This is a genomic window from Rhizobium sp. L43 (assembly GCF_002531725.1).
Lineage (GTDB): Bacteria > Pseudomonadota > Alphaproteobacteria > Rhizobiales > Rhizobiaceae > Rhizobium.
In genome coordinates this window covers 42,088-55,675 of record NZ_NWSQ01000022.1, presented here as the reverse complement: position 1 = coordinate 55,675, position 13,588 = coordinate 42,088, and the positions used below count along the sequence as shown (strand labels likewise).

Here is a 13,588-nt window from a genome sequence, read left to right as displayed (position 1 = left end):
GCCCTCGTTATGCTACTCCGGTAAAGGGTGTAGGGTTAAGGCATGCGAATTGAATACCTTCAAATATCAAATGTCCTCAGCTTTCCCTATCGTGCCGATGTGCGCCAAGCCGATAAAATAGAATTTCACGATGGTCTAAATATTATTATCGGCGAGAATGGCTCCGGGAAATCGACAGCTCTCGAGGTTGTCAACTTCCTCTTCCGAAGGGTCATATATCGTCAGTTCAGCTTCAATCGTGAGCTGTTCGGACGCCGCTCAACTCTTGCAATAGATGATAGGCGGCAGGTTCTGCAGCCGGCCAATCACACCAACATCAATGGTTTTCGGCTGGACGCAAATTGGGATAGCGAAGATCAAGAGCAGCGCATTCGTATAGCAGTGCGACTCGACGACATCGACCGGCAAAACATTGCTAATATCAGGTCTTACTTTGTTGAGCTTACCAAAACGCTAGGATCATACTCCAATTATAGTGTTAACGCCAATGGCGAAGAGCGCGACACGTACGTTATTGACGTGATATTGAACCGTGCCGCGAATAACTTCTCGATTCAGCTACCGGGTGGAGAACATGACTTTGGCTTCACATATCTAACCGACTATCATCTTTTCAGAGAAGCCATTTCACTTCACAATGCCCTTACGCGCGGCGAGCCGATCCCACCGCTCTATGAGAGCTTCACGCTTATCGGTAGCTATCGCAACTATCACGCGTTTCAGCCCTCAATTTCCCTCAGCAGCGCGTCGGCGTCGCAGCAAATTCAGGACATACGGAATCAAGATTTCAATCGTAGCCTCAATGCCACCGATAGCAACGAACCGCCTGTGTTCGCGCTCGTACGGCTTCAGGTTGCTGAGCGCCATTTCAACCTCATTTCAGAAGCAAAAGATCTCGCGCAGTGTGAGCAAGAAGCGAACGATCTTCCCTTTGTGAGGTCGGTCAATGAGCGACTGCGCGTGGTAAATCTGCTCAAATAAAGCTTCTGGACCAGCGGACATGGCGGTACAGCTTTGAATTCTACGACACCCGTCGCAACAAGCCAATCGGCGACATTAACAGCCTGAGCGCGGGTCAAAAAGCGATTATCCACCTGGTGCTCGAGGCGTATGGGAGGGGTGAGCTGAAGGGTGGCGTCGTCATCATTGATGAACCTGAAATCCATTTGCATTATCAATTTCAGCACGAGTATCTGCAGGTACTTCGAGAGCTGAACCGGACGCAGAACTGCCAATATATTCTCGTTACCCACTCGGAATCGCTCATCAATTCGAGCACCATAAGTTCTGTACGCCGGTTTGCGCTTGACGCGAACGGTCACACGTCAATCTTCTCGCCAACACTTTCCGCAGATGAAAAAAGCCTCATACGCATTCTCGACAACTCCCGGTCCACTTATGCCTTTTTCTCGAAAAAAGTGGTTCTGGTGGAGGGCGACACCGACCGCTATTTCTTCAGGGCGCTGCTCCAGGAGCGGCACCGTCTGCTCGAACAAGAAATTGCGGTTCTCCATGTCGGCGGAAAGAGAGAACTGCCGAAGTGGCACAGTCTGTTTTCAAGCTTCGGCCTCCGCGTTTACGCAATCTCAGACTTCGATTACATCGTGAATTTGCGTTATCCCGCCGACAATGGTGTTCTCCTCCGAACGGCTGAACAAATCGCCGCATTCAAACAGTCACACCTAGATTGGGAAGGTCATATAGACGCCTCGGCAGCAGACGGCATGTTCGTCCTTCGCGAAGGCGACCTCGAAACGTACCTTGATATTAGGAAGGATCTTAGTCATGTGATCGAATTCTGCCAAAATGGTCTTCAGTTATTTCTGGCAGACGATAATTCTAGCAAGAGCCGCGAAATACGGTCGATCATCGATGCCATCGCTGAATAATGTTCTGGAATAACGCCGAGGCGATACCAGAAGTAAGGGGCGACGTCAGCTTCGCCCGCTACCGAGCCCGAAAGGTGAACTTACGGCCCCATCGTGACGCTGACTGAAAGCAGAGTTCAGCACAAAAAATATGCGGCAATAGCACGGCGGCGCCCCCCGTGCTGGACAAGTGGCGCGATTGTCCGCAAGAGTTTCCCCATGAGCGTGCGGCAAACTCTCTTCGACTGCCCGTTTTGGCCAGGAGCTTGCAATGAACAGCGTCATACGCACTTGCTTCATCTCGGCGCCATCCGGCGTGAAACTTGACGTTCTTCGCCACGCGTTGGCATCTCGGGGGATCGAGGTATTGGTTCCCGACGGGCTCAGCGAGGGCGCCGACATTTCAGCCGAAACCAACTCACTTGTGGCGCGAGCCGATCTCGTCATTGGCGTCCTGACGACCGAGCGCCGTTCAGCATGGGTCTTGTTTGAGCTCGGTTTGGCTTGGGCCAACAAGCGCCGGATCATGCTTATTGCATCCTCGTCAAAGAGCGACTTTATCCCTTCGAACCTACAACGTCTCCTGGTCATCCGATCCAAGGTCAACAATGCTGAAGCTATTGGATTCGCATTGGATCAGTTACTGGCAGCCCCAGCGAGCGACATGCGGGAGCCATCGACCAAGCGCCCATTGCCGACTGGTCCAGTACCCGATGCTTCCGTGGTAGCACAGCAAGTGCGAGACGCTGTTCAAACCCGGAACGGGTTTGCCTTGGAAAAGCTCGTCGCGGAAGCCCTTCAGAAGTCCGGCGTGCAGGTGATTGTCGAACCCCCAGGTCCCGACCATGGAGCAGACATGGCGATTTGGTCGGACGTTCTCGAACCGGTTACTGGCAATCCGTTGCTGATCGAGATCAAGACGCGCCTCTCGTCACGATCCGAAGCCCGCACCGCAGCGACAACCTTGTCCAAGCATCTGTCAGCGTCAGGCACCCCATGGGGACTGCTCCTTTACGGCGAAGGTCTTGAGCCCTCCGTCAAAATCAGCAGCAGCTTACCGCCGAATATCCTCGCAATTGATCTAGTGACTCTTTTCGACAGAATGACGCGCCAGGCTTTCGAGGAAGTCGTCAAAGACCTGCGGAATCAAAAGGTGCACGGGAACTACCCCTGATGCCCCTACTCGACGCTCCAACCATGCAAGGACACCTCGCAATCGCCCTCGACCAAAACGCTACCACGTCGCAACGGGGGAAGGCTCTGGAGGACCTAGTTGCTTATGTGTTTAGCCAGGTGCCGGGGATCGCAGTCACTCACCGCAACGAGATGAACGTTTTCGATACCGAAGAAATTGACGTGGCGATATTCAATGACGGTGCCTCTGACGGCTTCCATTACCTGCCGAGCGTCATCCTCATTGAATGTAAGAATTGGTCCAGTGCCGTGTCCAGCATTGAGGTGTCGTGGTTTATCAACAAGCTGCGCAGCCGAGGGTTAGATTTCGGCGTTCTCGTTGCCACGAATGGCATCACCGGTAACGCCGCCGATTTGACCAATTCCCACAACCTCGTTGCCGCCGCCCTACTGGAGCGTCGAAAGCTTATCGTTCTGACTACTGCCGAAATCGCGGCACTAGTAGACACCGACCAGTTGAGCACCTTAGTGAAACGCAAGCTCTGTGAGCTTGCGATAAAGGGATCAATCGCCTAACCGAACGGTAGCTTCGCTTCAGTCGTAATAATCAAAATTGGTCGGTTGACCATCCCACACGTGATAGAGGTGGTCGCCATCCCAAAACGACACCCTCCCATCGCCCCAAACGCGTCGCTTTGCCCTCCAAACCGTATCCTGATGGTGAAATCCGATCGCACGCTGGTCGATCAGCGGAGCCTCGGTACCACGCTGGCCGTAGCCGTCATCTGTCAATTTCTGCAACGGAAGACTCATTAGCAAAGCTGCATGCTTCGTCTCCTTGAGTACCACTGCAAAACTATTGTGAGTCGAATTATAGCCATAGGAGGCGTGGAGAATTCGCCCATCGTTCTTCTGCCGTACATCGAGAAGAAGCCGCTCAACGGCATGGGCCGAAACCAACGAGGATTTATTGCGAACGATCCCGTTCTCAGCCTCTCGGCACCAACTCGCGACATTATCGGAGGACTTGAGGTCGATGCGGCCAGACGTGCGCGCGGCGAACTCTCTTGCTCCGGGCAGGTAGGAGGATGTCGTGACGACCATGCCCTGGGCGCCTTCAACAAAAGCGGCGCCGGTTATGGCCTGGACAGCTTCCAGTCCGACTTTGTTTCGCGGTGCGTATTTCTTGGCTTGGACGAGGGTCAGAATGTCCCCGATAGGGTCACGCTGAAGGAGTCGGATATCCACGCCCCCGTCGCCTTGCCCAGGCCCAAGCTCGACGTCGAAACCTTGCGTTTGAAATATTCGGGCCAGAAGGATTTCGTAGTCGCGCCACCCCAACCGATAAAGATCGTCTGGACGCGAAGCGAAGTGGCCATAGAGCTCCTCATACACATCCGCAAAATCTTCCCGCACTAGGCTACATATCCACAGCCACCGGAAATACCGACCGTAGGCTAGAGCACGAGGTCCTTCCTCAGGATAGTAATGAATGTTGGCAAACATTCCCGGTTCGTAATGAAACCCATGACTACGAACCAGTTCTGAGAACTCGCCCTCGAGATTGCCGTAAACAGCTAATTCAAAATCGGAACTGTAATACTGCACGCAAACCACCGGCTGCGTCTCCGATGGCTCACCGTCAACGTGATCGAGGTACGACTTGAAACCGCAGTCATACCATATGTCGCGCTTTGTAGCCCACTGCTCAACGGCATGTTGAAAGGCACGTAGTTCGCTTAAAAGCTTTTCGTCGCTATAGTTGTTATTATCGTGCATGGCTCATTGTGGCAAACATCGCAAATTCTTGGCAATACAAAATCCTTGGCATTTGCCTGCAGTATTCAGAGACCATTTCTACAACACCAGCGCGCCGCGTCGAGACATGCGCCAACCTCATCTTTTATCGCGAATTCGAAGCCGATCCCGACCAGTGGGGCGATGATGGCAAGCGGCTCTTGCCACGCGCCCCAACGCCGATCAGGTCGAAGGTTAGCTGTCTCTGCACGCTAAGCGACAAAAGCGCCTGCCGCAAGAAACGTTCACGATCAGCGGGGCTCAGCTGCGCAGGCCTGCGATCCGCCACTCGCGCTGCCATTCTAAACCGTAGCAGGCGCCCACAAGGCCGTGCCAGCAAAGTCGTGACTGGTTTTTCCATCACCAAGACCGAAGCTGCCAGTCTGTTATCGGCCCTAAATCGGACATTCCTTTATGCCGGGCCAACGACTGCTCCTGCCGCATGCAGTCCTACGCCGACTTAGAATTCCGTGTCAGTATGATCTGCATCCCAGACCGGCAAATTCCAGCTCTGACCAATAAGCCCCGAGCCTAAGGCCAATCCGCATAACCTGAGGACAGCATGCTGTTTTCCGAGCCGGCTGAGGCGCGGGCGATGTCGCGGTAGCCGGCGGGGGAAAGGCCGGTCTTGCGTTTGAAAAAATGGCTGAAATAGGTCGGGTCGCGAAAGCCGAGGCTGTCGGAGATTTCCTGGATATTGCGGGCCGAGCGTTCCAATCTCAGCTTTGCCTCCTGCACGACGCGCTCATGCAGGAGCTGGATCGGCGAGCGGCCGAGCGCCCTTTGGCAGATCGAATGCAGCCGGTCGGCGGTGACGCCCAGCTCCGCGGCATAGTCGCTGATCGGCCGGTGCCGGCGGAAACCGGCCTCGACCAGTTGCCGGTATCGCTGCAGGATCGATCCGGTTTCGCCGTGCCCGCGCTGTTCGCTTCTCTCGCCGTCGGAACCGCGCCACAGCGCCATCAGGATCAGCCTGATATAGGCGGATGCGACCATCCAGGAGGAGCGGGAGGGATCGGCGAGTTCCCGCACGAAGCCTGAAATCAGCGGACTGATTTCGGCCACCGCTGCGGGATCCAGGGCCTCGACCAGCTTGCGCTGTTCGGTGAAGAGGCGCAGCGAATAGGATTCCACCTTGTCGCCGATCGCATCGACCATGATCTGCGGCGAGGCCCCGACCAGATGGGCGGCGGTTCCGGCTGATATCGACAGGTCGCAGCGCGCCTGCGGCGGCAGGAAGGCAAGCAGCGGTCCGTGCAAAGGCCGATCTTCGCCACTGTCGAAATGAAGCTCGGCCGCCCCCTCGCCGAGCAACAGGAAATGGTGGAAATCGGCATAGAGACCTTTTTGAAAACGGATGCGCCGGTGCGACAGCGACGGCGCATGCCACTCGCCCCTGGCATAGTGATGAATGCCGCCGTTCGTTGCCAACGCCTCTCCTCCGCTCCGCTGTCAAACAATGCTGCTATCACCGGATAATTACAATATTAACCCAATAAATCGCATTCCATCCCTAGCCGATCGGCGTAACCTTGTCTCCATCAGCCTTTGGGAGGAGGCTCTTCAACAGATGCAGGAACGCTCAAGCGACCCTCGTGGCGCCGCGTCCGCTCATTTTCTCCCATGGCAATAACGCAGGCGCCAGCACTTGGCGCCGACACGTGACGAATTGGGTGAAGCGGTGTTTTCGGCAAAGCTTTTGATCAACAACGAGGCGATGGATGCGTCCGAGGGGAGCACCTTCGAACGCATCGATCCGCTGACCGGCGACGTCGCAACGATCGCTTCGGCTGGATCGGTCGCCGACATGACGCGGGCCGCCAATGCGGCCGCGGCCGCCTTTCCCGCCTGGTCGCAGAGCGGTCCGGGCGAACGACGCAGACTGCTCAACGCCGCCGCCGATCTTCTCGATATCAGAACGCCGGAGCTCGTTGCCGCCATGACCGGCGAAACCGGCGCCACCAGACAATGGGCGACGATCAATTGCGGGCTCGGCGCGGATATTCTGCGCGAGGCGGCGGCGATGACCACGCAAATATCAGGCGAACTTATTCCGTCAGGCATTCCCGGAAGCCTCGCCATGGCGGTGCGCCAGCCGGCCGGCGTCTGTGTCGGCATCGCCCCGTGGAATGCGCCCATCATCCTCGGCACCCGCGCCGTCGCCATGCCGCTTGCCTGCGGCAACACCGTCGTCCTGAAAGCCTCGGAACTCTGCCCGAAAACCCATGGCCTGATCGGCGACGTGCTGCGGGATGCCGGTTTCCCCCGCGGCGTCGTCAATGTCGTCTCCAATGCGCCGAACGATGCCGCTGCCATCGTCGACGCCCTGATCGCCCATCCGGCCGTGCGCCGCATCAACTTCACCGGCTCTACCCGCGTCGGCAGAATCATCGCCGAATCCGCGGCAAGGCATCTGAAGCGCTGCCTGCTCGAACTCGGCGGCAAGGCGCCGTTCATCGTCCTGGCCGATGCCGATATCGACGAGGCGGTCGCTGCCGCCGCCTTCGGCGCCTTCATGAACCAGGGCCAGATCTGCATGTCGACCGAGCGGATCATTCTGATGGACGAGATCGCCGACGGCTTCGTCGGCAAGTTCCGGACGAAGGCCGCGACCCTTGTTGCCGGCCATCCCGGTGACGGCAATACGCCGCTCGGCACGCTGATCAATGCCGAAGCCATCCGGCGCGTCCGGTCGCTCATCGACGATGCCCTGCAGAAGGGCGCGGTGCTCGTCTGCGGCGGCGAGGCCCACGGCACGCTGATGGACGCGACCGTCATCGATCATGTGACGCCGGCCATGCGCATCTACCGCGAGGAGAGTTTTGGGCCGGTTGCGGCGATCATCCGGGTCGGCAGCGTCGACGAGGCGGTGACAGTTGCCAACGACAATGAATACGGACTTTCGGCGGCGGTTTTCGGCGCCGACGTCAATGCGGCGCTTGCGGTCGCCATGCGGCTTGAATCCGGCATCTGCCACATCAACCAAGCCACGGTTTCCGACGAGCCGCAAATGCCGTTCGGCGGGGTCAAATCAAGCGGCTACGGCCGCTTCGGCGGCAAGGCCGCAATCGATGAATTCACCGAGCTGAGATGGATCACCATGGCATCGGGAAAACGACATTACCCGATCTGAATTCAGATCTGGATGAACACAGGGAACGGGCTGGGAGGCCCATCAAGAGGAGGAACAATTTCATGAACGGCATTTTTCGCAACGGCAAACTCAACGCGGCGTCTCTCACCCGCCGCTCTTTCATCGCATCGGCTGCCGCAGGCAGTGCGGCGCTGGCGCTTTCCGGCCGCACGGCCTTTGCTCAAAGCGGCGACACGCTGAAGGTCGGCTTCATCAGCCCGCGCACCGGCCCTCTCGGCGGCTTCGGCGAGACGGACGGTTATGTGCTCGACCTGGCGCGCAAGGCGCTGGCGAACGGCCTGCAGACGGGCGGCAAGACTTGGAAGGTGGAGATTCTCGACCAGGACACCCAATCCGACCCCTCGCGCGCCGGCCAGCTGGCAAAGGAGCTGATCAACAACCAGGCGATCGACCTGATGCTCGCCGTCTCGACGCCCGAGACCATCAATCCGGTCGCCGATGCCTGCGAGGCAGCCGGCATTCCCTGCCTGTCGACGGTCATGCCCTGGGAAGCCTGGTATTTCGGCCGCGGCGCCAAGCCCGGCGCGCCCTCGCCGTTCAAGTGGACCTATCATTTCGGTTTCGGCGTCGAAGAGTTCCACAAGGCCTATGTTTCGCAGTGGAGCCTGATCGAGACCAACAAGAAGGTCGGCGTCATGTACCCCAACGACGCCGACGGCAATGCGATCCGCGCCCATCTGGCGCCGGCACTTGCCAAGTCGGGCTTTACCATCGTCGATCCCGGCGCCTATGAAACCGGCACCACCGACTTTACCGCGCAGATCGCCCTCTTCCGGCAGGAGGGTGTCGAGATCTTCAACTCGTTCCCGATCCCGCCGGATTTTGCCGCCTTCTGGCGTCAGGCGGCGCAGCAGGGTCTCACCCAGCAGATCAAGATCTGCCAGGTCGCCAAAACAGGCCTGTTTCCATCCGACATCGAGGCGCTCGGCGATCTCGGCCTGAACATCGGCAGCGCCGCCTACTGGCACAAGGCCTTCCCTTATAAATCCACGCTGACCGGCGTCTCCGGAACCGAACTCGCCGACGGCTATGAAACGGCAAGCGGCAAGCAGTGGACGCAGCAGCTCGGCGCCAGCCTGGCCCTTTTCGACGCCGGCTTCGATGCGCTGAAGGCGAGCACCGACGTCAAGAGCAAGGAGGCCGTGGCCAAGGCGATATCAACGCTGAAGACCACGACGATCGCCGGCAAGGTCGACTTCACCAGCGGCCCTGTCGCCAACGTCTCGGCCGGGCCGATCATCGGCACGCAATGGGTGAAGGCGGCGGAGGGCTCGAAATTCGCGCTCGACTACGTCGTCACCGAAAACGCCACCGATCCCAATGTTCCGGTCGGCGCCAAGCTCACCGCTTACAACGGATAACCAAAGTGCGGCAGGAAGCTCAAAATCGGCCGGGGGAAGCTTTTCTCTCGGCCAAGGGGATCCACAAGCGGTTCGGCGCGCTGGTGGTGCTGGACGACCTGGATTTTTCCATGGGCGATGGCGAGGCGGTCGGTATCGTCGGGCCGAACGGCGCGGGCAAGACGACGCTGCTCAGCGTGCTCGCCGGCGCCTACCCGCCGAGTGCGGGAAGCATCACCTTCGACGGCGCCGACGTCACCAGCCGGACGGCAGCGGAGCGCTGCCGGTCGGGTCTCGTCCGGACCCATCAGATTCCGAAACCCTTCAGCGGCATGACGACCTTCGAAAATGTCTTCGTCGCCGCATCACACGGCAGTGCCATAAGCCGCGACGAGGCCTATGAGCGCGTGGTGGATTCGCTGTCGCTCTGCGGCATGCTCGGCGTCGCCAATCGCCAGGCCGACACGCTCGGCCTGCTGGATCGCAAACGGCTGGAGCTTGCCCGTGCGCTCGCCACGCAGCCGAGGCTGCTGCTGCTCGACGAGATCGGCGGCGGCCTGACCGATGGCGAGGCGAGCGAACTGGTCGAAACCATCCTCGAATTGCGCCGCCGCGGCATCGGCATCGTCTGGATCGAGCATATCGTCCATATCCTGCTGCAGGTGGCGGAACGGCTGATCTGCATGGACGCCGGCAGGATCATCGCCGATGGCGAACCGAAAGCGGTCATGAGCGATGCGGAGGTGGTCAAGGCCTATCTCGGAGGGACACCCGCATGAGCCTTCTCTCCATCCGCGACCTCGACGTCCGCCACGGCCTGCTGCAGGCGGTGCGCGGGGTCAGTTTCGACATCGCCAAGGGCGAAGTGCTGGCGCTGGTCGGCGCAAACGGCGCCGGCAAGACGACGCTGCTCAGGTCGATCGCCGGCGCCCACCTTCCCGCCTCCGGCCGCGTCCTTCTCGACGGTGAAGATCTGGCTTCCGTCCCGTCCCACAAGCGGATCGCCAAGGGCATCGCCCTGGTGCCGGAAGGCCGGCGGCTGTTTTCGCAGATGACGGTCGAAGAGAACCTGCTGCTCGGAAAGAGCTGCGGCCGCAAGGGCGAGTGGAGCATCGACCGCGTGCTCGACGCCTTTCCGAACCTGAAACCCCGCCGTCACGCCAAGACCGGGCACCTCTCCGGCGGAGAACAGCAGGCGACCGCCATCGGCCGGGCGCTGATGAGCAACCCCGATATTCTTCTGCTGGACGAGGTTTCGCTCGGGCTTTCGCCTCTGGTCGTCGATCGCGTCTATGCGCAATTGCAGGCGCTGCTGACCTCGGGAACGACCATTGTGCTCGTCGAGCAGGATCTTGCCCGCGCCATGAGCGTCGCCAGCCGTGTGATCTGCATGCTGGAAGGACGCATCGTCCTCGACAGACCGGCAGCCGCCGTCGCGCGGGCTGATGTCACCCAGGCCTATTTCGGATTGCACCGGGCATCCGGCGAAAGGAGCGCATCATGATCAACACCCTGCTCCAGGGCATTCTGCTCGGCGGTTATTACGCCGTCATCGCCTGCGGCCTGTCCTTCATGTTCTCCGTCATGCGGATCATCAATCTGGCGCATGGCAGCCTGGCGGTCGCGGCCGCCTACGGGCTGTGGCTGCTCGCCGCCAAAGCCGGCATTCCGCCTTTCGCCGGCCTGCTGATCGTGCTGCCCGTCATGGCGATCCTCGGCTGGCTGCTGCAGCGCTTCATTCTCGAACGCAGCGCCCGCGGCGGCACGCTGCTGCCGATTCTGACGACCTTCGGTCTGTCGATCGTCGTCGACAACCTGCTGTTCGAACAGTTCGGCGCCGACACACGGTCGCTGGCGCCCTTCATCGGCAACCTGTCCTATGCCTCCTGGCAGTTGCCGGGCCACATCTTCGTCGGCAAGCTTGCCGTCCTGATGATGGTCACGGCGATCCTCATTCTCGGCGGACTGCAGTTCTTCCTCAGCCGTTTTGCGCTCGGCCGCGCCATCCGCGCCACGGCCGAAGATCCGGATACGGCAGGGCTGGTCGGCATCGATGCACGTGGGGTGAATGCCGTCGCCACCGCCATCACCATGGTCACAACAGGCATTGCCGGCGCCTTTCTCGGGATGCGGGCGACCTTCAGCCCCTATGCGGGCGGCCCGCAGCTTCTCTTTGCCTTCGAGGCGGCTGTCATCGGTGGGGCGGGATCGCTGTGGGGCACACTTGCCGGCGGCATCGTTCTCGGCCTTGCCCAATCGCTCGGCGCGCAATTGCATCCGCAGGGCTTCCTGATCGGCGGCCATGCCGTGTTCCTGCTGGTGCTTTTCATCAGGCTGTCCCGGTCCCGCCTGCCGGTTCTCGACAAAGTCGGAGCGCTTCTCAAACCCAGCGCCCTCCTCAACCTTCGCGCCCGCCTTCGGAGTCCGACATGAGCCCCAACACCAGCTTTGCCTCCAACGGAATATCGATCGAGCGCTGGACGACATCGTCGCGGCTGGCGCTCGGCTCCATGGCCGCGGTGCTTGCCCTGTTGATCCTCGCCCCCGCCGTGCTCGGCGCCGGCGCGATCGACCGGATGACCGCCCTGTTCATCTACGTGATCCTTGCCGCCATGTGGAATGCGCTTGCCGGCTTCGGCGGGCTGGTGTCGGTCGGCCAGCAGGTGTTCTTCGGCCTCGGCGCCTATTTCACCATCCGGCTGGCCGATGCGGGGCTCAATCCCTTCGTCTCGGTCTTTGCCGCCGCGATCGTGACCGGCGCCCTGTCGATCCCGCTTTCGCTGTTCATGCTGCGGCTGAAGGGCGGCGAGTTTGCGATCGGCATGTGGGTCATAGCCGAACTCGCCCATCTGCTCGTCAACCTCGACCGGCTGATCCAGGGGGAAACGGGAACCTCGCTGATCTCGCTCAACGTCTATGACAGCGGCACGCGGCGGGCGGCGATCTATTGGCTCGCGCTGGCGTCCATGGCCGCCCTGCTCGGGGCTCTCTTCATGCTGATGCGCAGCCGCGCCGGTGCCGCCATGCAGGCGATCCGCGACAATGAGGAGGCGGCGACCTCGGTCGGCGTGCGCGTGATCGCCACCAAGCGGCTGCTCTTCGTGCTCGCCGCTTTCGGCATCGCCGTCGCCGGCGGCCTGTGGCTGGCGACCGCCACGACCTTCCAGCCGAAGACCTATTTCAGCGTCCAATGGACGGCCTACATGATCTTCATGGTGCTGGTCGGCGGGATCGGCAAATTCGAGGGCGCCATCCTCGGCGCCATCCTGTTCTTCGTGATCGAGACCTTCTTCGGCGCAGCCGGCGTCTGGTACCTGATCGGCCTCGGCGCCACCGCCTTGATTTTCTCCCTCTACCTGCCACGCGGCCTCTGGGGCGAAATCGAGCGCCGCTACGACTTTCAACTTCTGCCCGTCGGCTACCGGCTGAAATTGCCCGGTCCGACCAAGATCAAATGGGAAGAATGAGCCGGCTTATGTCAGGACTCTCTTGTGAAAGGTGACGTTCATGCTTTTTGGTAAAACAATCCTCGTGACCGGCGTGGCCTCCGGCATCGGCGCCCGCACGGCCGAGCTGGCCGGCCAGATGGGCGCCGAGGTGATCGGTGTCGACGTGCGCGAACCGGCGGGTGGAAGTCCCGCCTTCATCAAGGGCGATCTGTCCACACCGTCAGGCGTTGCCGAGATCGTCGCGCAGCTGCCGACCCGTCTCGACGCGCTCGCCAATGTCGCCGGCCTCTCCGGCAACACCGGCGTCGTCTCGACGCTCGCCGTCAATTTCTACGGGCTGCGCGCTTTGTCGGAAGCCGTGGCACCGCGCCTGCGCGAAGGCGGCGCCATCGTCAACGTCGCCTCGATCGCCGGCTACGGCTGGCGCGCCAATCTCGAGCGGGCAAAAACGCTGACATCGATCGAAGGCTTTCCCGATGTCGCGGCGGTTGTCGCCGAACACGGCCTCAAGGACGAGGAGGGCTATCCGCTCTCCAAGGAATTGCTGCTGCTCTGGACCATGCGCGCCGCCCATCAGGCACGGTTCAAGAACCGCGGCATCCGGGTCAATGCGGTCAGCCCCGGACCGGTGGAAACACCGATCCTCAAGCAGTTCCGTGCCGTGCTCGGTGACGCCAGGGTCGACAGCGATATCACCCGCGTCGGCCGGGCCGGCACATCAGCCGATATCGCGCCGGCCGTGCTCTTCCTCTGCTCGGACGGCGCACGCTGGATCAACGGCACCAATCTTGCCGCCGACGGCGGCCTCGAAGCATCCATCAATGCCGACGTCCTCGGCTTCTAACT

The 13,588-nt window shown here is 60.3% G+C and carries 13 protein-coding genes; 11 read left to right on the top strand and 2 right to left on the bottom strand.

Annotated elements, in window-relative coordinates:
* Nucleotides 1–42 precede the first annotated feature (42 nt).
* From CO667_RS25600 to CO667_RS25585, 4 genes are all read left to right on the top strand, one after another.
* Nucleotides 43–981: an ATP-binding protein gene (locus CO667_RS25600; protein WP_097621088.1), complete on the top strand. Its 939-nt coding sequence runs from the start codon at nucleotides 43–45 to the stop codon at nucleotides 979–981.
* Nucleotides 978–1,889, top strand: coding sequence for a TOPRIM nucleotidyl transferase/hydrolase domain-containing protein (locus CO667_RS25595; RefSeq protein ID WP_097621087.1), 912 nt, complete (start codon nucleotides 978–980; stop codon nucleotides 1,887–1,889). Before CO667_RS25600 ends, CO667_RS25595 begins: the two co-directional genes overlap by 4 nt.
* A gap of 250 nt (nucleotides 1,890–2,139) precedes the next feature.
* Complete coding sequence (locus tag CO667_RS25590) at nucleotides 2,140–3,042, top strand: TIR domain-containing protein (protein ID WP_097621086.1); 903 nt, start codon at nucleotides 2,140–2,142, stop codon at nucleotides 3,040–3,042.
* A complete protein-coding gene (locus CO667_RS25585; protein ID WP_097621085.1) occupies nucleotides 3,042–3,578 on the top strand; it encodes a restriction endonuclease in 537 nt (178 codons plus the stop codon). The genes CO667_RS25590 and CO667_RS25585 overlap by 1 nt, the downstream gene beginning before the upstream one ends.
* Nucleotides 3,579–3,596: 18 nt before the next feature.
* On the opposite strand, the gene CO667_RS25580 is transcribed toward CO667_RS25585, so the two are convergent.
* On the bottom strand, nucleotides 3,597–4,781 hold the full coding sequence (locus CO667_RS25580) for a restriction endonuclease (RefSeq protein WP_097621084.1): 1,185 nt from the start codon (nucleotides 4,779–4,781) through the stop codon (nucleotides 3,597–3,599).
* Between the two features lie 549 nt (nucleotides 4,782–5,330).
* A complete protein-coding gene (locus CO667_RS25575) occupies nucleotides 5,331–6,230 on the bottom strand; it encodes an AraC family transcriptional regulator (RefSeq protein ID WP_097621083.1) in 900 nt (299 codons plus the stop codon).
* A gap of 238 nt (nucleotides 6,231–6,468) precedes the next feature.
* On the opposite strand from CO667_RS25575, the gene CO667_RS25570 reads away from it, so the two are divergent.
* The 7 genes from CO667_RS25570 (at nucleotide 6,469) to CO667_RS25540 (ending at nucleotide 13,586) form a co-directional block, all read left to right on the top strand.
* On the top strand, nucleotides 6,469–7,932 hold the full coding sequence (locus CO667_RS25570) for an aldehyde dehydrogenase (RefSeq protein WP_179874220.1): 1,464 nt from the start codon (nucleotides 6,469–6,471) through the stop codon (nucleotides 7,930–7,932).
* A 62-nt stretch (nucleotides 7,933–7,994) separates the two neighbouring features.
* Nucleotides 7,995–9,314, top strand: coding sequence for an ABC transporter substrate-binding protein (locus CO667_RS25565; RefSeq protein ID WP_097621082.1), 1,320 nt, complete (start codon nucleotides 7,995–7,997; stop codon nucleotides 9,312–9,314).
* Nucleotides 9,315–9,319: 5 nt separating this feature from the next.
* Complete coding sequence (locus CO667_RS25560) at nucleotides 9,320–10,072, top strand: ABC transporter ATP-binding protein (protein ID WP_097621081.1); 753 nt, start codon at nucleotides 9,320–9,322, stop codon at nucleotides 10,070–10,072.
* Nucleotides 10,069–10,797, top strand: coding sequence for an ABC transporter ATP-binding protein (locus tag CO667_RS25555; protein WP_097621080.1), 729 nt, complete (start codon nucleotides 10,069–10,071; stop codon nucleotides 10,795–10,797). The genes CO667_RS25560 and CO667_RS25555 overlap by 4 nt, the downstream gene beginning before the upstream one ends.
* The gene (locus tag CO667_RS25550) at nucleotides 10,794–11,726 is read left to right on the top strand and encodes a branched-chain amino acid ABC transporter permease (RefSeq protein ID WP_097621079.1); all 933 of its coding nucleotides are present in this window, start codon (nucleotides 10,794–10,796) and stop codon (nucleotides 11,724–11,726) included. Before CO667_RS25555 ends, CO667_RS25550 begins: the two co-directional genes overlap by 4 nt.
* Nucleotides 11,723–12,760 carry a branched-chain amino acid ABC transporter permease gene (locus tag CO667_RS25545; protein ID WP_097621078.1) on the top strand — a complete coding sequence of 346 codons (1,038 nt, stop codon included), beginning with the start codon at nucleotides 11,723–11,725 and terminating at the stop codon, nucleotides 12,758–12,760. The genes CO667_RS25550 and CO667_RS25545 overlap by 4 nt, the downstream gene beginning before the upstream one ends.
* A gap of 40 nt (nucleotides 12,761–12,800) precedes the next feature.
* Nucleotides 12,801–13,586: a coniferyl-alcohol dehydrogenase gene (locus tag CO667_RS25540; RefSeq protein ID WP_097621077.1), complete on the top strand. Its 786-nt coding sequence runs from the start codon at nucleotides 12,801–12,803 to the stop codon at nucleotides 13,584–13,586.
* Nucleotides 13,587–13,588 lie beyond the last annotated feature (2 nt).